Genomic DNA, 23,861 nt, shown 5'->3' on the forward strand with positions numbered 1-23,861 from the left:
CATTATTATTCCTATGGCATGACTTTAAAATAGAGTGTTATTTTCATTGTTTTTTATTAAAAGCTTGTTGGACACATTTCGGTGCTAATAAGCTAATGTCGCCTTGGTGTTTAAACACCTCCTTAACGATGGTTGAAGAAATAAAAGCAGTACGAGCATGAGCGGGTAATAAAATAGTTTCTAATTGAGGGTATAAAGTGAAATTAACTTGTGAGAGCTGAATTTCGTAATCGGCATCAGTACCACCACGAATACCTCGAATAAGCGCTTCGGCTTGATGTTGTTTAGCAAATTCAGCTAATAACCCACTGAATGGGACAATTTCAATCCCCTCAATATGTTGTGTTGCTTCTTTTAACAAAGCACAACGCTCTTCTAGATTAAAAAAAGGATTTTTACTGTCATTCATCGCTACAGCAACAATCACTTTTTTAGCTAAACAACTGGCTCTTGAAATAAGATCAAGGTGTCCATTGGTAACGGGATCAAAAGACCCTGGAAAAACAACTGTTTTCATTGGTGCCCCTCTTATTCTAATTCAATTAATGTTTCGGAGAACTGTGCTTCATGATCTACTTGCCAGTAAAAGGTAAACCAAGGCTCAGTTCCGGTTTCTCTAAAGCGCGCTTTAGGAAATTCAATGGAGACACTATTATCATCTAGCTTATAAATAGAGGTATCAACCTCTACATCACTACTTAGCCAAATACATACTAATGCGATAAAAGGGTATAAAACAAATAACTTGAACATAGTTTTGTTCTCTTAAAATGAAACACGCAGTTTCGTTAGATTGTTGGTCCATCAACACTAATAAAAATGAAATAAGCCGCAACGAAGGCTTTAATCATCAATCTCAGCACTGTATTTTTCAAATTTTTGCAACAAGGGGTCAGCTAATTCGATAAATTCCTCATCGGTCATTTACTTCTCCTTTGCTTTTTAACCATGAAATGCGATTATAGAGGGCTAAAAATATTTGACTAGGATAAGGTATGAAAAATCTTTATTTATCGTTAATAGTCCTGTGTTTTTCAAGTTTATTAGTTGGTTGTGGTATGAAAGGGCCTCTTTATCAAGAAGCACCGCAACAACAAGAAACGGAAACACAACAAAATAACGTGACAGAAACAACAACAAATGCCTTAAATAATTCACAATAAGTATGCTCAAAGGCAGTGATAACAAACTGAACAAAAAAGGATTTAACATTGGATCATTTTAATTACCATAGCGATGGCCGTTTATTAGTTGAAGATACTGCAATTGAAGATATCATCAAGAAATCTGGAACGCCTGCATACGTTTATTCTCGCGCGACTATTGAACGTCACTGGAATGCCTTTGATCAAGCCGCGGGCGATCACCCTCACCTAATCTGTTACGCAGTAAAAGCAAACTCAAACTTAGGTGTATTAAACCTAATGGCACGCTTAGGCTCAGGTTTTGATATTGTATCTGTTGGTGAATTGCTACGTGTCATTCAAGCCGGTGGAGACCCTAAAAAAGTAGTTTTCTCTGGTGTAGGTAAAACCGAAATTGAAATATCTACAGCACTACAAGCAGGTATTTACTGTTTCAATGTAGAATCTATTTCAGAGCTATACCGTATTAATGAAGTCGCTGGATGTTTAAAAACAAAAGCACCAATCTCTATTCGCATCAATCCTAATATTGATGCAGGTACACACCCATATATTTCTACTGGGTTAAAAGAAAACAAATTCGGTATCGAAATAGAGCAAGCGTTAACGGTATTTGGCCTAGCTAATGAATTACCATTTTTAGAAGTGAAAGGTGTCGATTGTCATATCGGCTCGCAATTAACTGAGATTGAACCCTTCATTGAAGCGTTAGATAAACTACTAATGCTAATTGACGACTTAGCAACACAAGGTATCAACATTAAGCATTTAGATTTAGGCGGCGGCTTAGGTGTTCCATACAATGGAGAAACACCGCCAGAACCAGCACAATACATGCAAGCATTAATTGCACGTATGAATGGTCGCCAATTAAAACTGATCTTCGAACCTGGTCGTGCAATCATGGCCAATGCAGGTATTTTGGTCACTAAAGTTGAATTCTTAAAGCTCAACGATTATAAAAACTTTGCCATTGTTGATGCAGCAATGAATGATTTAATTCGCCCAGCACTCTACAGTGCATGGCAAAATATCATTCCAATTAATAGTAAACTAGATGATCCAGAAAAACGTCCAACACGTGTTTACGACATCGTGGGCCCGATATGTGAAACAGGTGACTTCTTAGGTAAAGAACGTTCACTTGCTATTGCTGAAGGTGATTACTTAGCGATTCGCAGTGCAGGCGCTTACGGTTCAACGATGAGTTCAAACTATAACTCTCGTTGTCGCCCTGCTGAGATCATGGTGGATGGTGATAAAGCCTTTGTTGTACGCCAACGTGAAAGACATATCGACTTATGGCGCGGTGAGCACGTTTTACCTTAGTTAAAAATTGAGCCAATACATTAGGGAAGGAAACTTCCCTATTATGAAGGTAAAAAATGAATATTGAGTTTTCTAAAATGCATGGCTTGGGTAATGATTTTATGGTCATTAACAATGTTACGCAAAATGTATTTTTGTCTAAAGAAACGATCGCTAAGCTAGCAGACCGTAACTTTGGTATTGGTTTTGACCAATTATTAATGGTTGAGCCACCTTATGATCCTGACCTAGACTTCCATTATCGCATATTCAATGCCGATGGCAGCGAAGTTGAGCAATGTGGTAACGGCGCACGCTGTTTTGCACGCTTTGTAAAGTTAAAAGGCTTAACCCAAAAACGTGTCATTAACGTGAGTACAGCAAAAGGGAAAATTCAGCTCAAAATAGAGCAAGATGGCAACATCATTGTGGATATGGGTAAACCTGTTTTAGAACCCGCTAAAGTCCCTTTTGAAGCACAGAAAGAAGAAAAAACCTACATTCTGCGTGTTGCTGACCACACCGTATTATGTGGCGTTGTTTCTATGGGCAATCCACACTGCGTAGTATTAGTTGATGATATTGATAACGCGCCGGTGGAAACCTTAGGGCCATTATTAGAAGTACATGAACGATTCCCTAATAAAGTTAATGTAGGCTTTATGCAAGTCGTTGACCGTGGTTTTGCTAAATTACGAGTTTGGGAGCGTGGTGTAGGTGAAACCCTCGCCTGTGGTACAGGTGCGTGTGCTGCAGCCGTAGTAGGTCAATTACAAAATAAGTTAGATACACATTGCCGAATCGAGTTACCAGGAGGCGAATTACGCTTTTTCTGGCAACCAGGTCAAAGCGTGCGTATGAGCGGTCCTGCAGATTTTGTATTTGATGGACAAATTCAAATATAGAGCTTGCTCAAGTGCAGTAGCAATACTGCACTTTTCTTTAACCTAGGGTTTACTATGAATCCATTATTACCTGACGTACAACGCTTTTTAACTCACATTGCTAGCCAACGCGGATTGAGCCCGGTCACCATAAATAACTATCAACGCCACCTTAATGAATTTATAGATCTTTTAACCGAACAACAGATTAAAAGCTGGCAAGTATTAGATACTCACCAAGTACGCCTATTAGCCAAACAACTACATCAAAATGGCATAAAAGCACGTTCGATCGCGACCAAACTATCAGCCTTACGCTCTTTTCTTGAATATATGGTAAAGAATAGTCAATTGACTTTTAATCCTGCAAAAGGAGTCTCCGCACCTAAATTAGATAAACCTTTACCTAAAAATATTAGCGTTGATGATATGGATCAGCTATTAGATATTGATGGAGATGATCCGCTCACCCTTCGCGATCATTGTATGATGGAACTGATGTATTCATCAGGTTTACGCTTAAGTGAATTAGTGAATATTAATTTGGGTGATATTAAACTATCAGCTAAAGAGATCATGGTAACAGGTAAAGGCAGTAAACAACGTCTATTGCCAATCACCAAAACGGCAATCGAAACCATGAGACTATGGTTAAAAGTCAGACCGGACTTTGCTGAACCGGGTGAAAAAGCGCTATTTTTATCGAAACAAAAAAAGCGTATTTCTACTCGTAGTGTGCAGATGCGTATGGAAAAGTGGGGACTAGAGCAATCATTACCTAGCCATGTCAACCCACATAAGTTACGCCATTCCTTTGCGACACACATGTTAGAATCGAGCGGTAATTTAAGAGCAGTACAAACCTTATTAGGTCATGCTGACCTAGCCACCACTCAAATCTATACACACTTAGACTTTCAACATTTAGCAGAAGTGTATGATAAAGCACACCCGCGTGCTAAACGTAAAAAGTAAGATGGGATAACCGATGATATTTTATAAAACACTCCGTCCATTTAAAGCGATTAGTTTCGACCTTGATGATACTTTATATGACAATGAACCGGTCATCAGAAAGGCAGAACAACAATTTTTAGTGTTTCTTAACAACACCTATGAAAAGTTAGCTGAGTTAGATGAAAGAAGATGGAATTTATATAAGGCATTAATAGTTAAAGAAGATCCCAGCTTAAAACACGATGTCACTGCATCTCGAAAAGCAGCCATTCAACGGGTAATGATAGTGCATGGTATTGCTCCTGTTGATGCGATTACTTGGTCAGAAACTGCATTACAAACCTTCATTGCATTGCGCAGTGAGGTTGATGTGCCTAATGAAAGCATCGAACTATTACAGCAACTTGCTAAACATTATCCTGTTATTGCGATCACCAATGGTAATGTTGATGTTGAAAAAATAGGATTACAGGATAAATTCCAATTTGTTTTAAAAGCAGGTAATGGTATTAAAAGTAAACCTGATATTGCCTTGTTTCAACAGGCAGCGGATCAGCTAGATATTCAAATCAGCGATCTATTACATGTTGGTGACCACCTGAATAGTGATGTATTTGGTGCACAACAGCATGATGCTCAAGCAGTTTGGTTTAATCCTAAAGGTTCTGCGCTTAAAGGGGCAAAACTACTACCCACTATCGAGATAGCCGATCTCCAAGCCCTCCTCAACTTGTTATAAATAAATACACCACATGCGCCGCGACATAGATCATTCACATTTAATCTATGTTTCGGTATAGTTCTTATCTACTGAATAAATAAACAGGCTTTTCTATGGACGTATCTTACCTAATCGATGGTTTAAATGATCATCAACGCGCAGCGGTTTCTGCACCAGAACAAAACATGCTGGTATTAGCAGGTGCTGGCAGTGGTAAAACACGTGTATTAACGCATAGAATCGCGTGGTTAATGCAAGTAAACCATATTCCGACTTACGGCATTTTGGCAGTAACCTTTACCAATAAAGCAGCAAAAGAGATGCGCGGACGTATCGCTGATATTTGCCCACAACAGATCGGCAGCATGTGGATTGGCACCTTCCACGGTATAGCGCATCGATTATTACGCTTGCACTATCAAGAAGCGAAATTACCAGAGCAGTTTCAAATTATAGATAGTGACGATCAACAAAAGATGATCAAACGCATTATCAAAAGCCTAGGGTTAGATGAAAAATACTACCCACCTAAAGAATTACAGTGGTACATCAACGATAAAAAAGATGAAGGTCTACGAGCTAAACATATCGATCCAGGTTTTAGTTTACAAGAAAAGCAACGTTTACAGGTCTATCAAGCCTATGAAGCCGCTTGTGATCTAGCTGGGTTAGTAGATTTTGCTGAGCTGTTATTGCGAGCGCATGAATTATTGTTACATAACTCAGCTCTATTATTACATTATCAACAACGCTTTCAGCATGTATTGGTAGACGAATTCCAAGACACCAATAAACTGCAATATGCTTGGTTAACGCTATTAACAGATAATGGCAATTATTTAACCATTGTAGGTGATGATGATCAGTCTATTTATGGTTGGCGTGGCGCAGACATTGAGAATATTCAACGTTTCTTAAAAGAAAAAAACTCACCGGTTACAATACGTTTAGAACAAAACTACCGTTCTACTGGGAATATTCTTAAAGCCTCTAATCAATTGATCCAAAATAACAGCGATCGACTAGGTAAAGAGTTATGGACCAGCGGTGAGGATGGTGAACCCATCTCCATCTATAGTGCGTTTAATGACTATGATGAAGTACGTTATGTTACTAGCCAATTACAAACATGGAAAAATGCCGGTAATAAATTAAGTGAATGCGCGATTTTATATCGCAGTAATGCGCAATCTCGCTTATTTGAAGAACAGTTAATGGCGCAGCAGATCCCTTACCACATCTATGGTGGGCAACGTTTCTTCGACCGGTTAGAAATTAAAGACAGTATTGCTTACTTACGTTTAATGAATAACCATCAAGATGATGCAGCCTTCGAACGTATTGTTAATAAGCCAAAACGAAAAATAGGCAACACCAGCTTAGATAAAATACGTATTTGTGCCCGAGAGCAAGGCTATACGCTATGGCAAGCAAGTCAGCATTTAATTGAAAATAACTTACTCAGTGCCGCTGCAAAATCATCATTAAATAGTTTCTTAACCTTAATAAATCGTTTTAAAGAAGAAACGTCAGAACTACCGCTTTTCCAAATTGTGGATCACGTAACTCAACATTCGGGTTTGGTCGCCATGTTTGAAGCTGAAAAGGGGGAAAAATCACGCAGTCGAATTGAAAACTTACAAGAGCTAGTTTCTGCGACTAAAGCTTTTGTGATCCCTGAAGAAGAGCAAGAGATGGAAGAACTTACCGCCTTCCTTGCATATGCAGCATTAGAATCAGGTGACAATCAAGCAGATGAGTTTGAAGATGCAGTGCAATTAATGACAATGCACGCAGCCAAAGGTTTAGAGTTTCCACAGGTGTTTATTGTAGGTGTTGAAGAAGGAATGTTCCCGGGACAACAGTCTGCAACCGATGAAACTCGTATGGCTGAAGAACGCCGCCTTTGTTACGTTGGCTTAACGCGCGCTATGGTTAAATTGACCTTATGTCATGCTGAAAGCAGACGTTTATACGGACAAGAAAAGTTTCATGCCCCATCACGTTTCATTAGTGAGCTACCTGATGAAAATGTAGATTACGTACGACTAAAAACTCAAGTACGTCGAGCAGAGCCTAAAGTTCGACAACCTAAACTAGCTATAACACAAGATATTCAAGGCTTTAAATTAGGTCAACAAGTGAGACATGCTAAGTTTGGCGAAGGCACTATCACCGCACAAGAAGGCAGCGGGGAAAATAGCCGTTTACAAGTACACTTTATGGGTGTCGGCAGTAAATGGTTAATGACAACGTACGCACGTCTAGAAGTTATTTAATTTCTAACTGATTTCATACTAATCATATCCAAATTAATAAGGCTTTCTTCAATTTAGAAAGCCTTATTAAACACATCAATATTTACTAACAAACCATAGACCAATTATATTAAGTAACTGACCTAAATGCCGTCTAGGAAAAATAACTTGGTTTAAGGCGTAAACAGCTCTCTTTATGAAATTTACAACGAAAAAATAAGTCATTTTAACAAATGAAATAGATCAGTTAATTAGTATGATTGATATTAACCACATCACATATCCAATATAACTTCTCGCTTAATACTTAAAACTCGCTATGATGAATGAGTTCTGTTTGTTTTTTGAACAGAACAAGGAGTAATATTCAGGAGGTTATTATGCGCGTAAAACTGATCAAAGATTTTTTGCTGTATATTGAAGATTGCCATAAAGCATTAGCCGAGCTCTACCAAAGGTTAAGCCTTGAAGCCAATGATGAAAAAGTAAAACTTTTACTAGAGTATATGAGGAATAAAGAACAACTCTCATATTGCCACCTCCATCAATATGTTCAACAGGCCCCATTAAGTCTATTAAATGCTTGGTTAGAAGATATATTCGACCAAAGCTTCCCACAACGCTGCAAAGAACTTAAGTTTCAACCTGAGTTAGCCCTAGAAGATGTTGTCACATTAGCAATCCAATTAGATATACAACTCATTGAAGCAATGCAAGTAGCCACTATCAATAGCAGTACCTCTGAAGCGGAAATAGCGTTAGAAGGTTTAACCTCTAAAGAGGAAGAGATGCTGTATCAAGTAGTGATGGCCAGCCATGAATTTGAATATCTCTAAAAGCGCTACAAATTTAATCATTATTTTAACTTTTAAGGCGTTGAACTGAATTAACTTCCTAGTCTTCACCTTAGATAAACGGTAGAATCTCACTACTTTATTTGTCCGAATCAATTAGTGAGTTATACATGAAAGCATTAATCCAAAACCTACTTGAACAAGCTGTCGCTTCTTTACAAGCTCAACAACTTATCCCTGCAGATGTTCAACCTCGTATCACTATTGATCGTACTAAAGACAAATCACACGGTGACTTTGCTAACAACCTCGCATTGATGTTGGCAAAACCAGCAAAACAAAACCCTCGTGCATTAGCAGAACTGATCGTGAAAAACCTACCGACTTCTGAGCTAGTAATTAAAACTGAAATTGCTGGTCCTGGTTTCATTAACTTTTTTATCAATCCTAACTATCTTGAAAAGCAAATAGATAGCGCTTTTGCTGATTCACGTTTAAATGTAGAACTAACTTCTGCACCGCAAACAGTGGTCATTGATTACTCTTCACCTAATCTAGCAAAAGAGATGCATGTTGGTCATTTACGTTCAACAATCATCGGTGACTCAGTAACCCGAACTTTAGAATACCAAGGTCATAAAGTGGTACGTCAAAATCACGTAGGTGACTGGGGTACGCAGTTTGGTATGTTACTCGCTTATATGGAAGAGTTACGAGCGAAAGGGGAAGAGATCAATAAAAACCTAGCAAACTTAGAAGTGTTCTACCGTGCTGCTAAAGGTCGTTTTGACGAATCAGAAGATTTTGCTAATCGTGCTCGTGATCTAGTAGTTGCACTACAAAGTGGCGATGCTGAATGTTTGGCGCTATGGAAAGAGTTTAAAGAGATCAGTATATCTCACTGTCAAGAAGCTTACGAGCGCATGGGCGTAAGCTTAGGTTTAGATGATGTTCGTGGCGAAAGCGCTTATAACGATGACCTTGCTCGAGTGGTAGAAGATTTAGATAGCAAAGGTTTATTACAAGAAAGCCAAGGTGCAAAATGTGTTTTCCTAGATAACTTTAAAAATAAAGAAGGCGAACCATTACCTGTTATCATCAAGAAGAAAGATGGTGGTTTCTTATATGCAACGTCTGACCTAGCCGCTATCCGTTACCGTCAAACTGAATTAAATGCTGATCGTGTATTATATTTTGTAGATGCTCGCCAAGGTTTACACTTCCAACAAGTATTTGAAGTTGCTCGTTTAGCAGAATTTGTAAAAGCTGGTACCTCACTTGAACATATGCCTTTTGGTACGGTAATGGGCGAAGATGGCAAACCCTTCAAAACTCGTGCAGGTTCAACGCCTAAATTAGCTGATTTATTAACGGAAGCAGAAGAACGTGCTTACGAATTAGTAAAAGAGAAAAATCAAGATATGGCTGAACAAGAGTTACGTCATATTGCGTCTGTAGTTGGTATATCATCTGTTAAATATGCCGATCTTTCTAAAAACCGTACTAGCGATTACACCTTTAGTTTCGATAGCATGTTGAGCTTTGAGGGCAATACGGCACCTTACTTACTGTATGCTTATACGCGTATAGCAAGTATATTCAATAAAGCGGGGATCGCTATTGATAGCATTACTGCAGATGTCACTTTCTCTGAAGAAAAAGAGAAAGACTTGGCTAATAAATTAATGCAATTTAATGAAATAATTAATCAAGTGGGCAAACAAGGTATGCCACATTACCTATGTGCTTATTTATTTGAGTTAGCTGGTTTATTCTCAAGTTTTTACGAAGCTTGTCCGATTTTAATCGCCGAAAACGAAACACAAAAACAAAGCCGTTTAAAACTAGCAGGTTTAACAGCAAAAACCTTACAACAAGGTCTAGCCCTATTAGGTATTAACACATTGGAACGCATGTAAAAATGCCAAGAGTCACACGTAGAAAACCCGCTAAACGGGGCGCAACCAAAAGAGGCAATACGCGTAAGCAAACTAAACAAGGGTTTCCTTATATTGCCTGCTTTATTGCGATTTTATTGATCGCCTTTATTAGCTACTTTGTATTTGCTGTTGATAAGCCACCAGCTGTAAAAAAACAAGTGGCTAAAAGTACGGCAAAAACAGAAGAAACCTTACCTGAAATGCCGCAACCTAAGTGGGACTATGTCGATATTTTAAAAACCAAAGAAGTGAAGGTTGATATTCCGGTAGAAGAAAAACCCACACGACCTTATCAGATGCAATGTGGATCATTCAGACACCAAGGTGATGCTGAATCTCTGAAAGCTAAAATTGCCTTCCAAGGTTTAAATAGCATAGTTAAAAAAACCGGTAACTGGTACCGCGTTATTTTGGGGCCATACGAGCGTAAACGCCTGGCTGAAAAACAACGTCACCAATTACAGCGTGCAAAAATTAATGGCTGCCAAATCTGGTTTTGGCGTTAAACCTTAATAAGGAGAGCTAAGGCTCTCCTTTTCTTTATATCTTTCCCTTGAATTCAATAAAATCTGCCCCACCTTATAAATATCAAGCCTATAAAAATGGCATCTTCATTTATTCAATAAACAACAAAAGGTATCAATATGACTACTATTGTTTCTGTACGTCGCGGTAATCAAGTGGTTATCGGTGGTGATGGTCAGGTATCACTTGGTAACACTGTAATGAAAGGTAATGCGCGTAAAGTACACCGCCTGTACAACAATCAAGTCATTGCTGGCTTTGCTGGCGGTACTGCGGACGCCTTCACTCTATTAGAGCGCTTTGAAGCAAAACTACAAGCTCACCAAGGTAACTTAGAACGCGCAGCGGTAGAACTCGCAAAAGATTGGCGCACCGATAGAATGCTCAGGAAATTAGAAGCGCTACTGGCAGTAGCCGATAAAAAGCATTCCTATATCATCACAGGTAATGGTGATGTGGTTAGACCAGAAAATGACTTAATTGCCATTGGCTCCGGTGGTAACTTTGCACAATCAGCTGCAATGGCCTTACTAGAAAATACAGACTTATCAGCACAAGATATTGTTGAAAAGTCATTAACAATTGCCGGTAACATTTGTGTATTTACCAATTCAAACCAAACTATCGAATGTATTGATACTGATACCGACGTAGCCACTACAAAATAGGATTTATGATGACTAACAATATGACTCCACAACAAATCGCACAGGAATTGGATCGCCACATTATTGGACAAAGTAAAGCAAAACGTGCAGTGGCTATTGCATTACGTAATCGCTGGCGCCGTATGCAACTAAGTGAAGATATTCGTCATGAAGTGACGCCTAAAAATATTTTGATGATCGGTCCAACTGGTGTTGGTAAAACAGAAATTGCTCGCCGTTTAGCAAAACTAGCTAATGCGCCTTTTATTAAAGTAGAAGCAACCAAATTTACTGAAGTCGGTTACGTCGGTAAAGAAGTTGAAAGTATCGTTAAAGATCTTGTTGAAGCAGCAATTAAAATCACTAAAGAACAAGAGTTAGCAAAAGTGACAGCTAAAGCTGAAGACTTAGCTGAAGATCGTATCTTGGATATTCTTATTCCGCCTGCTAAAACCGCAACAGAGTGGGATGTGAACAGCTCTGAAGTGGCTGAAGAAGGCCCAGCAAGACAATCTTTCCGTAAGAAATTACGTGAAGGTAAGTTAGATGACAAAGAAGTAGAAATTGATGTACCTGCACCACAAATTGGTGTTGAAATCATGGCTCCTCCTGGTATGGAAGAGATGACTAACCAGCTACAAGGTATGTTCCAAAACCTAGGTAGTAAAGGTGAATCTAAAAAACGCATGATGAAAATTAAAGATGCATTAAAAGCCTTAGTTGAATCTGAAGCATCAAAACTACTTAACCAAGAAGATCTAAAAGAGAAAGCAATCTACGCTGCAGAAAACAATGGCATCATCTTCATTGATGAGATCGACAAAATCTGTAAACGCGGTGAGTCGTCAGGCCCTGATGTATCACGTGAAGGCGTACAGCGTGACTTACTACCATTAATTGAAGGTTCAACAGTACAAACGAAACATGGCATGGTAAAGACGGACCATATGTTGTTTATTGCTTCAGGTGCATTCCAAGTAGCAAAACCTTCTGACTTAATCCCAGAGTTACAAGGTCGCTTACCAATTCGAGTTGAATTAGAAGCACTACGTGAACAAGACTTAGCCCGTATATTAACTGAGCCAAAAGCATCACTAAGTGAACAATACCAAGCATTACTTGCAACGGAAGGTGTAAGCATTAACTTTACTGAGTGCGGAATTAACAAAATTGCGAAATCTGCATGGCAAGTAAATGAAACCACTGAAAACATCGGTGCACGTCGTTTACATACCTTAATGGAACATATTATGGATGAGCTTTCATATGAAGCCACAGAGCGCTCAGGTGAGTCGATTACGATTGATGAAGCCTATGTAGCTAATATGCTTGATGAAGTGGTTCAGGATGAAGATTTAACACGTTATATCCTATAAAGGATAAATAACTTTTCATTGTGAATAAAGTAATAAAAAAAGCCCCTAATAATTGAATTATTAGGGGCTTTTTACTAGCAGATAATAAATACTGTCATCTTAGTTTAAAAAGGGCTTTCTTTATTTAACGTTTCACAAAGTGAGATAATCCCCAGCGCTAAAGATGATTTAATCACCTGCTGCTGTCTCTCTAATTGCATTTTATAAAATGTTAAATCTACATCGTCTTGAACGGCTTTCACTGAATCAAAAATACCCACATTCATATTCTTAAATAAATGTAACGATTTAATCGCATCAGCAATAGGTGCATCAGTAAAATGGTAATCGGCACTGTCGTTATTCAGTAAGTTTTTCAACTTAATAAGGCTCTCTATATCTTGATAGACAAGATGAGGAATAGCACCTAAACCAAATAACAATTTTAAACGAACCGATAATTCACCTAGTGGCCCAGAATTTTTCAATAAAGGTCCAACAACCGATTGCACTGCAAAATCATCTTTTAAAAAAATACGTTCAATTAATGCTTGTATAAGCTGTTCAAAAATATCAACAGTAGAGATAAAAAAACCACGCGCTGTAGCACTTTCATTTAAACATTCTAGTATTTCATTTTCTTGTAGTTGTTTCGACATAAGCTCAGCTAATTAGGGTTATGTGAAGCTAGCGCCCCACATAACTGTTTTATTAAGCCATTGCTAGAAATAGCTTCTCAATCTTGATTGCTTCAGCACTATCTTCAGCTAAACCTGTGTATTTAGACAATGTAGCTAAGAATCCAATCTCTTGTAATGATGCTTGTAGCTCAATTGCTTGTGGATCATCGCTGTTTGTATATTTAAATGCAGCAGCAATACCTTTTAGCAACATATCATTCGCTGTAGCGTATTCAATTGTACCTAATAGTGGTTTAACTAGACGATCGTTCTCACCTAGCTTACGGATTGGTTGACGACCTACACGGTCAATTTCATCATGTAAATAAGGGTTAGCAAAACGACCAATGATTTTTTCAATGTAAGCATTGTGTGCTTCACGCTCAAAACCGTAACGATTGATCAATACTTCACCACTCTCTTGCATCGCTTGTTTAACTTGAGCGCAGATAGCTTCATCATCAATTGCATCTTTTACCGTTGCGTAATCAGCCAATGCACCTAGGTAAGCAGTCATGATGTGACCAGTATTTAACGTAAATAATTTACGCTCAATAAATGCCATTAGGTTGTCAGTTTTTTGCATACCTTCAATAACAGGTACTTCACCACGGAATTGTTGTTCATCAACAATCCATTCACTGAAGCTTTCTACTGTTACTTCTAATGGGTCATCTGATTCTGAAGGTGGCACAATACGGTCTACCGCTGAATCAACAAAACCAACTAAACGTTCTGCTTGTGCATGGTATTTTTCATCTAAATGTTTAAATACTTCTGCTTTTAAGAAACTAGTACCACGGATCATGTTTTCACAAGCAATGATATTTAAGAATGCTTCATTGTTTGCTTCAAAACGCATTGCTAAGCCTTGTGCTAACTTGCTTGCAATAATAACTAGTACGTTTGGACCTACCGCTGTTGTGATAAGATCTGTTTCGCTAATTAAGCCTACTAGGTCATCACTAGTAGAATTAATAGCATTTACACCTGAAACAACTTCTGTTTTACATTCTGCGCCTACTACTTTCACATTGTATGTATTCAATGAGTTTAGTAAATTGATCACTTTCTCATCAACATCTGCAAACGTTACTTTGATTCCTGCATCTGCTAATAATTTGCCAATAAAGCCACGACCAATATTACCCGCGCCAAAATGAATTGATTTCATTGTTTTTTCCTTCTTTTTAAGAATATTTAACGAAAAAACGCCGGTAAAGACCAGCGTTTTAATTTAAGCCAGAGCTGACTAACTTAATATACTTAATACTTTTTGAACATCATTACTATTGATCAATGTTTCGATAGCTTCTTCATCATCTAATGCATTAGTGATGGTTGTGATAACACTAATGTGCTCATCATTTTTAGCTGCGATACCGATAACTAGTTTAGCGATGTCATCTTCGTCATCACCGAACAGTACACCTTCAGAGTATTGACATACAACGATACCTGTTTTGATTACGCTTTCTTTAGCTTCAATTGTACCGTGTGGAACCGCAATTGATTCACCTAGGTAAGTTGTTACTAATTTTTCACGCTCAAACATACCTTCAATGTAAGCTGGCTCTGCATAACCTAGTTTAACTAGTTGCTCACCGGCGAACTGGATAGCTTGTTCTTTGTTTTCTGCTTTAAGGCCAAGGTGGATGTTTTCAGCCGTTAGCTCAAACACAGGCTTTTCAGCAGATGCTTCTTCAACAACTGGCGCAGCAGGTGCTGCAGCAGGCGTACCAGATGAAGCAACGATTTCAGATACTAATCCATCGTATAACGTGCTGTCTAAGAAGTTAGTTAATGATAAATGCTTAGCTTGACCAGCATGCTTAATTGCACGTGGAGTTAAGTCTTTATGTGTAATAACGATATCAACATCACCTGGAAGGTTGTTAATTGCACAGTTAGTTACACTAATATCTAGACCTGCAGATTTAACTTTCTTAGCTAATAAGCTTGCGCCCATTGCACTAGAACCCATACCTGCATCACAAGCAACAATGATTTTGTTTACTTTACCCATGTCAACTTCAGCACCACCTTGTGCAGCAGCTGCTGGAGCATTTTTCATGCTTTTCATTTGGTTAGAAGCTTCAGCAAGTTTATCACCTTCATCTTCACCTAAATCTTTTTGTGTTTTCATTAATACTGAAGCAACAATGAAAGATACTGATGCAGATGCAACTACTGATAACACAACACCAATTAGAGATGCTTTAGGTGTTAATAGTAAGATTGCGAAGATAGAACCTGGAGATGCTGGAGATAAAAGACCCGCATTAAATAGTGTTAGCGTGAATACACCAGTCATACCACCTGCGATAACAGCAAGGATTAGACGAGGATTCATTAACACGTATGGGAAGTAAATCTCATGGATACCACCGAAGAAGTGAATAATAGACGCACCACTTGCAGTTTGTTTAGCAGTACCTTTACCAAATACCATGTAAGCAAGTAATAGACCTAAACCTGGACCAGGGTTTGCTTCGATAAGGAAGAAGATTGATTGACCTAGTTCTGTAGACTGCTGAATACCTAACGGAGAGAAAATACCGTGGTTAATAGCGTTGTTTAAGAATAGGATTTTAGCTGGCTCAACGAAGATTGAAGTAAGTGGTAATAGACCCGCTTCAACTAAGAAGTTAACACCTGCAGCTAGCCCTTCAGAAAGTACGTTTACTGCTGGACCAATCAAGTAGTAAGAGATGATCGCTAAGATCATACCGATAATACCTGAAGAGAAGTTGTTTACTAGCATTTCAAAACCGCTTTTCACTTTACCGTGAACCGCTTTATCGAATTTGCTAATTGCATAACCACCTAGAGGACCAACAATCATCGCACCTAGGAACATTGGAATTTCAGTACCAACGATAACACCCATTGTAGTGATGGCACCAACAACAGCACCACGATCACCACCGATTAATTTACCACCTGTATAACCAATTAATAAAGGAAGTAAGAATTTAATCATCGGTCCTACTAATTGAGATAATTGCTCATTAGGGAACCAACCTGTTGGAATAAAGAGTGCAGTAATAAAACCCCACGCGATAAACGCACCAATGTTTGGCATAACCATATTTGATAGGAACCTACCAAAGTTCTGTACTCTGATTTTAGCTTCGGATGATATCATTTCATTTCCCCGTTCATTTTGTTATTAATAATGTTAATTAACAGTCGATTAAAAACTGCCGTATTTAGGTTTGATACAATTAATTTAGCACATAAAAAGAAATATAGAATAGCCACTCAATTGCTGTGAAGATGATCACTAAAAGCACGGCAACCGCCCGACTTTTGATACATAAGTCACTTAAATTGGATGTACTATTGTTACAAATTGTAAATATAAAAATTCACGCACTAAAAACAGTGATATTAATCACATTTAGCATGCGGGGAAAATATCACAAAAGAGACGTATGTCTCGTTAAATTATGCAATAAATGAGATAACAATTAATTAGAGTGATATAGATCTCTTTATTTTAACTAAATTATCGCCGTTGTAATTTTATTACATAATGTTACGTTAGTAAAAAGCCACTAATAACCACTATTAATCAAGTGAATAATATTTTTTGATAACCTATTACTGCCCTTTTACTCACTGCCTCTATTACATTTTTGTGACAATAAAATATATACAAAAAATTGAATACTGGAGAACTAAATAACTCAGATGTTACTTAGTTTCCAAATAAATAATGGTTGGGTAAAAACAAACCGTCTAATAACCGATATAAAAAGTACGCTTTAACCAATTAATAATGACCTAACCTTGGCAGATATAAACTCAGAAATAATCACTGTCGCTAATATAACAACAATAATTAACGTTACTTGTGGCCAAGCTAAAACGTTTAGAGAAGAAGATAAAAATAAACCAATACCACCTGCCCCCACTAAACCTAAAATAGTGGATTCACGGATATTAATATCCCATCGGAAGATAATTACCCCTAAAAAAGCAGGTAACACCTGTGGAATAATAGCGTAATTTATCACTTGAAAGTGAGAGGCACCGGTAGACTCAATCGCTTCTACACTTGTCGTATTAATTTCTTCAATACTTTCATAAAAAAGTTTAGCAATAAACCCCACTGATCTTAGTCCTATCGCCAATACCCCGGCTAGGATCCCAGGACCTAATATCATAACCAGTAACAACGCCCATATTAATGAGTTAATAGAGCGCGATGCTGCAATAACAAACAAAGCAATAGGACGCACAAAAAGAACTGAAGGCGTAGTATTTCTTGCTGCTAAAAATGCAACCGGTAAAGCAATAATCAAACCTAATAACGTACCTAAGGTAGCAATGTTAATCGTATCCCATAGCGCTTTGTAGAGTTTGTTAATGTATAACCAATCAGGCGGAAACATACGGTTAATAAGGTCTGCACCTTGCACTGGCGCATCATATACAAATTCCCAAATAGTTTCTTCTGTCATAATTGTCCAGCAATAAGCAGTTAATAATGCCAACACAAAACAACTTCCCCATACCATCCAGTTTTTATGGCGAATATTTGTTTTCCATAGTGAATGTTGTGTTAACTGATCCATTTTCTAATCCACCCCGATAGATACTCACAGATCATCACGATAATGATGATTAATAAAAGAATGGCGCCTGCGGAATCATATTCATAACGATCAATTGCCGTATTTAATGTTGCTCCGATCCCACCTGCTCCGACTATCCCTATTACAGCAGATTCTCGGAAGTTAATATCCAAACGATAAAATGATAAACCAATCATACGTGGCATAATTTGTGGCCAAATGCCGACATGGATGCTTTGTAACCAAGAAGCCCCTGTCGACCTGACCGCTTCTAACTGTTTACGATCTATTCCTTCAATTTCTTCGGCCAATAATTTTCCTAAAAAGCCAATGGTGGCATAGGTTAAAGTTAAAAAGCCTGCAAATGCACCAAAGCCAAATAGAGCAACTAAGAAAATTGCGACAATAACTTCCTGCATTGAACGAGAAATAGCAATAAAAGCACGACAAAACAAATAAATAGGTTTAATTGAAATATTACGTGCAGCACCAATACCAAAGGGAATCGATAATAAAATCCCTGCAACTGTTGAGGTAACAGTGATAGTTAAACTCTCTAATATCCCCGCATAAATATCAGTTGATCGTGTTGTAAAATCAGGATGTAAAAAAGCAGATAAGAAGTGGGAACCTCTTTCTAAACCTTCATAAATACGAATCCAGTTTATTTCTATACTGCCAATGCCAACCACTAAATAAACAAAGAAAAATACCCAAAGTGACAAACGCCAAAATCTATTGGCAACAATATAATGTGGCCTTTCCCAATGACGCATTACTCGTCCCCTTTGTCTTGATCGTTACCTGCTGGTTGCCAATCTTCATTACCGTAGATGCGTGTTAATACATCTTCATTTAACTCGCTAGCTAAACCATCAAAAACTATTTCACCACCTTGCAAACCAATAATACGGTCAACAAATTGCATTGCTAAAGGTACATCATGAATATTAATAATCGCAGGTAAGCCTTTTTCACGACAAATAGACTGTATCAAACGCATTATTTGACGTGAGGTTTTAGGATCTAAACTTGCTGTTGGTTCATCCACTAATAATAAACGAGGATCTTGCGCTAATGCTCGTGCAATACCTACTCGTTGACGCTGGCCTCCCGATAATTCATCGGCACGTTTATTGGCATGATCAATCAAGCCAACACGCTGTAAATAATCAAAGGCATTATCAATATCTTGTTGCGGATAACGACGAGTGAAAGATTGCCAAAAAGATAAATACCCAAGACGACCTGAAAGCACGTTTTCCATAACACTTAATCTTTCAACTAATGCGTATTCTTGGAAAATCATACCAATATAACGTCTTTGTTCACGAATCTGCCGAGGAGATGCATTACTCAAGTTAATGCCGCCTAAAGAGATATCACCAGAGGAAGGTTTTATTAACCGATTAATGCATCTAATTAAGGTCGATTTCCCTGCGCCACTGGGACCGATAAGGCCTACAATCTGCCCCTCTGGAATAACTAGGTTAATATTTTTTAATACCAGAGGGCCTTTTTTGTATTGTTTTTTTAAGTGTTGAATTTTAAGCACAAAATTTCCTATTGGCAGGTATATGACACACCATTTGCAGTATCAATTTTACGAATAACTTCCCACTCGCTTTTAAAAGTAATAGGTAAGAATTGACCTTCTTTACTAAACTCTTTTTGCAGCTTGCTTCCTTCCCAATTGAAAGTGAAAAAAGCTTCCTTAATTTTTGCTTGTAACTCAGGAGTTAAGTTATTTGCAACGCCATAACCTGTAGTTGGGAAAGTCTGAGATTTATAAATTGATTTAATTTGCGACTCATTTACAACATCACGTGAGATCATGCGTTTTAACACTGAATTGGCTACTGCAGCAGCTGGATAATCTTTGTGCGCAACCCCTAAAATAGAGTTATCGTGCTTGCCAGAGAAAACAGGCTCAAAATCTCGTTCAGCAACCAAGTCAAAGTCTGCTTTTAATATTGCTGAAGGAGCTTTAAAGCCAGAGTTAGAAGTCTGAGATGTAAATGCTAACTTTTTACCTTTTATATCACTCGGCGAATCAATACCGGAATTAGGGTATGTAATAATTTCCATTTCATAACCAAAAGAACCATCTTTTGCAGCCATCATAGTAAATGGACGGAAACCAGCACAAGCCACAGCTAATGGATTTGATCCAGTATTAAATCCTGCTACATGCAAACGGCCCGCTCGCATCGCTTCAATTTGTGCAGCATTAGATTGAACAGGGAAGAACTTAACTTTTTTGCCAGTTACTTTTTCCATATGTTCTAAAAAACCAGACCAAACATCTGCATAAACTGCAGGGTCTTCAACCGGTGTATAAGCAAAAATTAACGTGCTTGGATCTTTTAATTTAGATTTATCGGTAGGGATATCAGCTACTAAGTCATTATCGTTATCGACGTAACGACTATCTAAAGAAAAGGCAGCAGAAGCAGTATTAATAGTTAATACCGAAGCAGCCACTAAAGTAAGTACACGTTTCATATAAAAGCTCCTAACATAAATGATTAAAATAAATATAAACAACTGATTTAAAAGTATTAATTAAATTATTATTAAACTAATTTTATAAATTTATGAAGATATTACGGCGCTTCTGTGACATTTATATTAACAACCTTAAAAGTCTATGGTGATTCCAATATAAAGGAGGGTTTAATATGAAAATGGCAGGTTAGCTTGAAATATTAGCGTTTATGTATATAAAAAATAGGCAGGGAATATGTCACTGCCTAATTCTGTTGATAGGGTACTTCGCAGGGTATTAAGTTGATTTTTGTAATTTAAGTTCTGATGGTGCTACCGGTGTATTGTCCGCAGGCACACGTATTGATTCTGTCCATGCTTCTGGCATATCTAAAGCACCAACAGCTTTTACCATACACCTAATACTCTTACCAACATCATCAGATGTAATTTCATACTCATTACTCGCGGTATAAGTTAATGGATAAGCATTTGCAAACCAGTAGTAGCGTATATCTGTAATACCCTCTACATTTGCCTGGCAAGTAATCGTACTTCCCTCCGTTTGCTCTCCCGTAATAGTAGGCCTGCTAGTAAAGATGTCTGGGAGTTCCATAATGTTGCTGGTTTTTTGCAGTACTTCTATAGAATCAATAGTAAAGTCTTCACGATCTGAGCTTGGTTCTCCATCCCATGAATTAAGAGCATAATCTAATTGTAGATCTAGTCTTTCTAGGTAGGTTGGAGGAGTTTCAACTCTGCCTACTTCAACCCATTTATCATTACCATCACTGTCTTTTATAGTCACGTTGATATAGGTCATATCATCATCTATCACAAACTCCCAGGTATGGTACTCACCATCCCAAAACTTCATACCACCTTCAATTTTGCTTTTGGCTTCAGTCAATTGACCGCTATATGCTTTATAACTTGTATAACTTTCAGCATTTTTAGCAAAGATATTATCTACAGCAGCATAGTGATAATGGGAAGCGAGTCCATTTAGCCAAGCGCCATTTTTTCCATCAAACTCAAACCAGTCAACTTCAATTCTATTGGCCGTTCGCCAGAATAGAAAATCGGGATCATACGACCAAAAAGCAGGAAACAATCCGCCAGCTAAGTCAGCTTGTGCAACTTCAGGAAACATACTGCGAATACGAAATATTTTAGGCCCTTTCCAGGTATACCCATAACCAAGATCATTAACACTATAAAATGCAGCTGCTTTCCATCTATCATTTACTTTCAATAAAGAAAGCGACTGCTTTTGCTCAGACTCATCGTATTCATAAACATTTGTCGTATCACTAGGAGCAATTAATGTCGCTGAAGAACCAACTGCAGTATTAAAACCAGGAGCAGACCAAAGGTCTGATTCACCACTATAACTAGCTTTTACACGGTCATTTCTAAAATCATCATAAAAAACACGCTCAAATCCCTCTACTTCAACTGGAGAACCACCTCCATTCACTTTGACGTCAGTGCTATTAATACTTGTTCCCCATTCACTCCATTGATCATTGTCGTGAACATAACGATAAGGAAAATCTTCTTGATCCATCACGGGATTACTCGTTTTGTAAACATGGTCATTAGGTAAGATAATGCCATTATCACTGCTATCTAGCCTGTATGCAGCCCAGCCAGTCATTTTTCTTACCATTGCTTCAGTCGGTTCAGTTAAACCAAAAGCTAATGTATCGTAGGCCCAAGCCATATTGCCATCACTATCGTCCCCTATATAAGACGAAGTATCATTTCCAATTTCAGCATTAGCATAACGTTCAGGCTGAGGTGATTCAGTAGAAAGGTTAACGCCATTTACAGAAGCAAACATTTGACCATAACGAATACCAGTCACTACAACATTCCAAGTTTCTCCATCAGCAACTACTGCTGTTTTGGTTGTCATTATTCGTTTATCCAGGCCATTTTCATTACGCCCAACGAACTGAATATTTAACCCTGTGCTTTTGTTGTACCAAATTTTAGGAGAAGATTTGTTTGAAGCATTACCTCGATTAATATCAACCATCACAGTGGTATCATCATCACCTGAATCGGCATCTATACGAAAAGTAAAAATAGTCCAACGATAAGCCCATCTAGCTTCTCGTTGACCACTCATTGTTAAAAATTGACCAGAATTTTCTTTAAACTCAATACCATTATTATTAGAAAATTTTTCAGGTGCTAAACTAGATGTTGATTGAGTTGCATTACGAATGCTATTACCTCTAGCGTCATGGGTACTTACTTTTCCAATATCCACATCATCTTGAAAGTACGCCGTCATAATCCACTCAGGGAAAAGATTTAACGCCCAAGTCACTTTCTCCTCATTCTCAGCAACATCATCTTTTGCAATTCGCATTGATAAAGGTAAACGTCCCTCAGTTTGCTCTAAAATTGAAACAGCACCGTCACCATCTAAATCATAATTAGCAATTAATTCCGGATACTTTACTTGTAAATAATCTAATAAAGCTTTCCGTTCTTGATCATCATATAACCCATTATTATCTGTATCAAAATTCACATTCGTATCAGCAAAACTAAATGCAGATAATATTAAATAAAAACTAAGAGTTAATTTGATGAGAATGTTCATTGTCATATTTCCAATATAAAGGATTTAATATAAAAGCTAATCAATACAATATTTATAAACACAGACTAGTACCTATTACTTTTAATATCTACTCATTTAGTAATGTAAAATATACAAATAAGCTTAAATATAAAATCAACATCTACTAAATATTTGTAAAACCATGTAGTTAATAACTTAAATAATAGAAAAACATATTTAAAGTTTTTAGGAAATTAGCGATGATAAAAAAGTAACAGTAGCGATTACTTAGAGTGGATACTAGATAGTTCAATGAAACGATAGACTAGCATTATAAGTAGGTAATTCGACAAGCCACTTTTTATAGCCATGAATAGTATCAAGCATACATATTATGGGCAGACTCTTTAAATTAAGGGCTACCTAATGTCATGGTCGTATGCTCTCTACAAATCATTTTTTAATAAGACTGCCTGAGTACCTCTAAATACAAGTATTAATAACAATCAATGAAGTAAATAAAACTGAAACGTATTTTATTAATTGCTAGGTAGGTTTTTAGATATAAAAAAACTGTCGATGTTAATCAACAGGATTCGTTTAATGAGGCGCTTGACGATGAAAAGTCGTCACAGCGCTTCTCTGCTCGTGGGCCATCGCTGTCGCGGATCCACCAGGGCACGCCGAGCTTAGCCCACTCATAAACTGATACTGGCATATCATTCGCCCCTAGCTATCACACATAAGGTTGGCCACTACGTGGCGCTTATTTATCCCATGCTCAAGTCGGCATAAACCAACAGCCAACAACGAAAAAATCCCTGCTGACATAGTCAACAGGGATTGTTCGAATTAGGCGCTTGGCGATGGAAAGTCGTCGCGATACTCGCCCAACTATCACACATAAGGTTGGCCACTACGTGGCGCTTATTTATCCCATGCTCAAGTCGGCATAAACCAACAGCCAACAACGAAAAAATCCCTGCTGACATAGTC

The 23,861-nt window shown here is 37.8% G+C and carries 21 protein-coding genes; 11 read left to right on the plus strand and 10 right to left on the minus strand.

What is annotated here, in order from left to right; all coding sequences use genetic code 11:
• Positions 1-43: 43 nt before the first annotated feature.
• Positions 44-517, minus strand: coding sequence for a pantetheine-phosphate adenylyltransferase (coaD, locus tag OW492_RS16200; RefSeq protein WP_290041494.1), 474 nt, complete (start codon positions 515-517; stop codon positions 44-46).
• 11 nt (positions 518-528) lie between these two features.
• Entirely contained in the window at positions 529-753 is a 225-nt protein-coding gene (locus OW492_RS16205) for a hypothetical protein (RefSeq protein ID WP_290041496.1), read from the minus strand.
• Between the two features lie 242 nt (positions 754-995).
• On the opposite strand from OW492_RS16205, the gene OW492_RS16210 reads away from it, so the two are divergent.
• From OW492_RS16210 to hslU, 11 genes are all read left to right on the plus strand, one after another.
• The gene (locus tag OW492_RS16210) at positions 996-1,163 is read left to right on the plus strand and encodes a lipoprotein (RefSeq protein ID WP_290041498.1); all 168 of its coding nucleotides are present in this window, start codon (positions 996-998) and stop codon (positions 1,161-1,163) included.
• Between the two features lie 48 nt (positions 1,164-1,211).
• A complete protein-coding gene (lysA, locus tag OW492_RS16215) occupies positions 1,212-2,474 on the plus strand; it encodes a diaminopimelate decarboxylase (RefSeq protein ID WP_290041500.1) in 1,263 nt (420 codons plus the stop codon).
• 56 nt (positions 2,475-2,530) lie between these two features.
• The gene (dapF, locus tag OW492_RS16220) at positions 2,531-3,358 is read left to right on the plus strand and encodes a diaminopimelate epimerase (RefSeq protein ID WP_290041502.1); all 828 of its coding nucleotides are present in this window, start codon (positions 2,531-2,533) and stop codon (positions 3,356-3,358) included.
• Between the two features lie 54 nt (positions 3,359-3,412).
• A complete protein-coding gene (gene xerC, locus OW492_RS16225; protein ID WP_290041503.1) occupies positions 3,413-4,312 on the plus strand; it encodes a tyrosine recombinase XerC in 900 nt (299 codons plus the stop codon).
• A 13-nt stretch (positions 4,313-4,325) separates the two neighbouring features.
• Positions 4,326-5,033, plus strand: a complete 708-nt coding sequence (locus OW492_RS16230; RefSeq protein WP_290041505.1) for an HAD-IA family hydrolase — start codon at positions 4,326-4,328, stop codon at positions 5,031-5,033.
• Between the two features lie 95 nt (positions 5,034-5,128).
• Positions 5,129-7,294 (plus strand): DNA helicase II, encoded by a 2,166-nt coding sequence (gene uvrD / locus OW492_RS16235; protein ID WP_290041507.1) that lies wholly within the window; start codon positions 5,129-5,131, stop codon positions 7,292-7,294.
• Between the two features lie 359 nt (positions 7,295-7,653).
• Positions 7,654-8,109 carry a hypothetical protein gene (locus OW492_RS16240; RefSeq protein WP_290041509.1) on the plus strand — a complete coding sequence of 152 codons (456 nt, stop codon included), beginning with the start codon at positions 7,654-7,656 and terminating at the stop codon, positions 8,107-8,109.
• 128 nt (positions 8,110-8,237) lie between these two features.
• A complete protein-coding gene (argS, locus tag OW492_RS16245; RefSeq protein ID WP_290041510.1) occupies positions 8,238-9,986 on the plus strand; it encodes an arginine--tRNA ligase in 1,749 nt (582 codons plus the stop codon).
• Positions 9,987-9,988: 2 nt separating this feature from the next.
• On the plus strand, positions 9,989-10,513 hold the full coding sequence (locus OW492_RS16250) for an SPOR domain-containing protein (RefSeq protein WP_290041511.1): 525 nt from the start codon (positions 9,989-9,991) through the stop codon (positions 10,511-10,513).
• A gap of 138 nt (positions 10,514-10,651) precedes the next feature.
• Positions 10,652-11,200 carry an ATP-dependent protease subunit HslV gene (gene hslV, locus OW492_RS16255; RefSeq protein ID WP_290041513.1) on the plus strand — a complete coding sequence of 183 codons (549 nt, stop codon included), beginning with the start codon at positions 10,652-10,654 and terminating at the stop codon, positions 11,198-11,200.
• Positions 11,201-11,208: 8 nt separating this feature from the next.
• Positions 11,209-12,555, plus strand: coding sequence for an ATP-dependent protease ATPase subunit HslU (hslU, locus tag OW492_RS16260; RefSeq protein WP_290041527.1), 1,347 nt, complete (start codon positions 11,209-11,211; stop codon positions 12,553-12,555).
• A 104-nt stretch (positions 12,556-12,659) separates the two neighbouring features.
• Here the strand turns inward: hslU and OW492_RS16265 are convergent, their stop codons facing one another.
• The 8 genes from OW492_RS16265 to OW492_RS16300 form a co-directional block, all read right to left on the minus strand.
• Positions 12,660-13,193 (minus strand): MltR family transcriptional regulator, encoded by a 534-nt coding sequence (locus OW492_RS16265; protein ID WP_290041514.1) that lies wholly within the window; start codon positions 13,191-13,193, stop codon positions 12,660-12,662.
• Between the two features lie 52 nt (positions 13,194-13,245).
• Positions 13,246-14,388, minus strand: coding sequence for a mannitol-1-phosphate 5-dehydrogenase (locus OW492_RS16270; protein WP_290041515.1), 1,143 nt, complete (start codon positions 14,386-14,388; stop codon positions 13,246-13,248).
• A 78-nt stretch (positions 14,389-14,466) separates the two neighbouring features.
• The gene (locus tag OW492_RS16275) at positions 14,467-16,362 is read right to left on the minus strand and encodes a PTS mannitol transporter subunit IICBA (RefSeq protein WP_290041517.1); all 1,896 of its coding nucleotides are present in this window, start codon (positions 16,360-16,362) and stop codon (positions 14,467-14,469) included.
• Between the two features lie 622 nt (positions 16,363-16,984).
• A complete protein-coding gene (gene phnE / locus OW492_RS16280) occupies positions 16,985-17,797 on the minus strand; it encodes a phosphonate ABC transporter, permease protein PhnE (RefSeq protein ID WP_290041519.1) in 813 nt (270 codons plus the stop codon).
• The gene (gene phnE / locus OW492_RS16285) at positions 17,785-18,573 is read right to left on the minus strand and encodes a phosphonate ABC transporter, permease protein PhnE (RefSeq protein ID WP_290041521.1); all 789 of its coding nucleotides are present in this window, start codon (positions 18,571-18,573) and stop codon (positions 17,785-17,787) included. The genes phnE (OW492_RS16280) and phnE (OW492_RS16285) overlap by 13 nt, the downstream gene beginning before the upstream one ends.
• Positions 18,573-19,352 (minus strand): phosphonate ABC transporter ATP-binding protein, encoded by a 780-nt coding sequence (phnC, locus tag OW492_RS16290; RefSeq protein ID WP_290041522.1) that lies wholly within the window; start codon positions 19,350-19,352, stop codon positions 18,573-18,575. The genes phnE (OW492_RS16285) and phnC overlap by 1 nt, the downstream gene beginning before the upstream one ends.
• 8 nt (positions 19,353-19,360) lie before the next feature.
• A complete protein-coding gene (gene phnD, locus OW492_RS16295; protein ID WP_290041523.1) occupies positions 19,361-20,302 on the minus strand; it encodes a phosphate/phosphite/phosphonate ABC transporter substrate-binding protein in 942 nt (313 codons plus the stop codon).
• 280 nt (positions 20,303-20,582) lie between these two features.
• Positions 20,583-22,904, minus strand: coding sequence for a hypothetical protein (locus tag OW492_RS16300; RefSeq protein WP_290041525.1), 2,322 nt, complete (start codon positions 22,902-22,904; stop codon positions 20,583-20,585).
• Positions 22,905-23,861 lie beyond the last annotated feature (957 nt).

The organism is Psychromonas sp. 14N.309.X.WAT.B.A12, from assembly GCF_030397575.1.
Lineage (GTDB): Bacteria > Pseudomonadota > Gammaproteobacteria > Enterobacterales > Psychromonadaceae > Psychromonas.

Excerpts from the sequence above, each read along its gene's own strand:
- phnE (WP_290041519.1), bottom strand. The coding sequence starts at position 17,797 with ATGGATCAGTTAACACAACATTCACTATGGAAAACAAATATTCGCCAT.
- phnD (WP_290041523.1), bottom strand. The coding sequence starts at position 20,302 with ATGAAACGTGTACTTACTTTAGTGGCTGCTTCGGTATTAACTATTAAT.
- hslU (WP_290041527.1), top strand. The coding sequence starts at position 11,209 with ATGACTAACAATATGACTCCACAACAAATCGCACAGGAATTGGATCGC.
- OW492_RS16230 (WP_290041505.1), top strand. The coding sequence starts at position 4,326 with ATGATATTTTATAAAACACTCCGTCCATTTAAAGCGATTAGTTTCGAC.
- coaD (WP_290041494.1), bottom strand. The coding sequence starts at position 517 with ATGAAAACAGTTGTTTTTCCAGGGTCTTTTGATCCCGTTACCAATGGA.
- OW492_RS16275 (WP_290041517.1), bottom strand. The coding sequence starts at position 16,362 with ATGATATCATCCGAAGCTAAAATCAGAGTACAGAACTTTGGTAGGTTC.
- OW492_RS16250 (WP_290041511.1), top strand. The coding sequence starts at position 9,989 with ATGCCAAGAGTCACACGTAGAAAACCCGCTAAACGGGGCGCAACCAAA.
- xerC (WP_290041503.1), top strand. The coding sequence starts at position 3,413 with ATGAATCCATTATTACCTGACGTACAACGCTTTTTAACTCACATTGCT.
- OW492_RS16240 (WP_290041509.1), top strand. The coding sequence starts at position 7,654 with ATGCGCGTAAAACTGATCAAAGATTTTTTGCTGTATATTGAAGATTGC.
- OW492_RS16300 (WP_290041525.1), bottom strand. The coding sequence starts at position 22,904 with ATGAACATTCTCATCAAATTAACTCTTAGTTTTTATTTAATATTATCT.
- phnE (WP_290041521.1), bottom strand. The coding sequence starts at position 18,573 with ATGCGTCATTGGGAAAGGCCACATTATATTGTTGCCAATAGATTTTGG.
- OW492_RS16265 (WP_290041514.1), bottom strand. The coding sequence starts at position 13,193 with ATGTCGAAACAACTACAAGAAAATGAAATACTAGAATGTTTAAATGAA.
- hslV (WP_290041513.1), top strand. The coding sequence starts at position 10,652 with ATGACTACTATTGTTTCTGTACGTCGCGGTAATCAAGTGGTTATCGGT.
- OW492_RS16210 (WP_290041498.1), top strand. The coding sequence starts at position 996 with ATGAAAAATCTTTATTTATCGTTAATAGTCCTGTGTTTTTCAAGTTTA.
- argS (WP_290041510.1), top strand. The coding sequence starts at position 8,238 with ATGAAAGCATTAATCCAAAACCTACTTGAACAAGCTGTCGCTTCTTTA.
- dapF (WP_290041502.1), top strand. The coding sequence starts at position 2,531 with ATGAATATTGAGTTTTCTAAAATGCATGGCTTGGGTAATGATTTTATG.
- OW492_RS16205 (WP_290041496.1), bottom strand. The coding sequence starts at position 753 with ATGTTCAAGTTATTTGTTTTATACCCTTTTATCGCATTAGTATGTATT.
- uvrD (WP_290041507.1), top strand. The coding sequence starts at position 5,129 with ATGGACGTATCTTACCTAATCGATGGTTTAAATGATCATCAACGCGCA.
- OW492_RS16270 (WP_290041515.1), bottom strand. The coding sequence starts at position 14,388 with ATGAAATCAATTCATTTTGGCGCGGGTAATATTGGTCGTGGCTTTATT.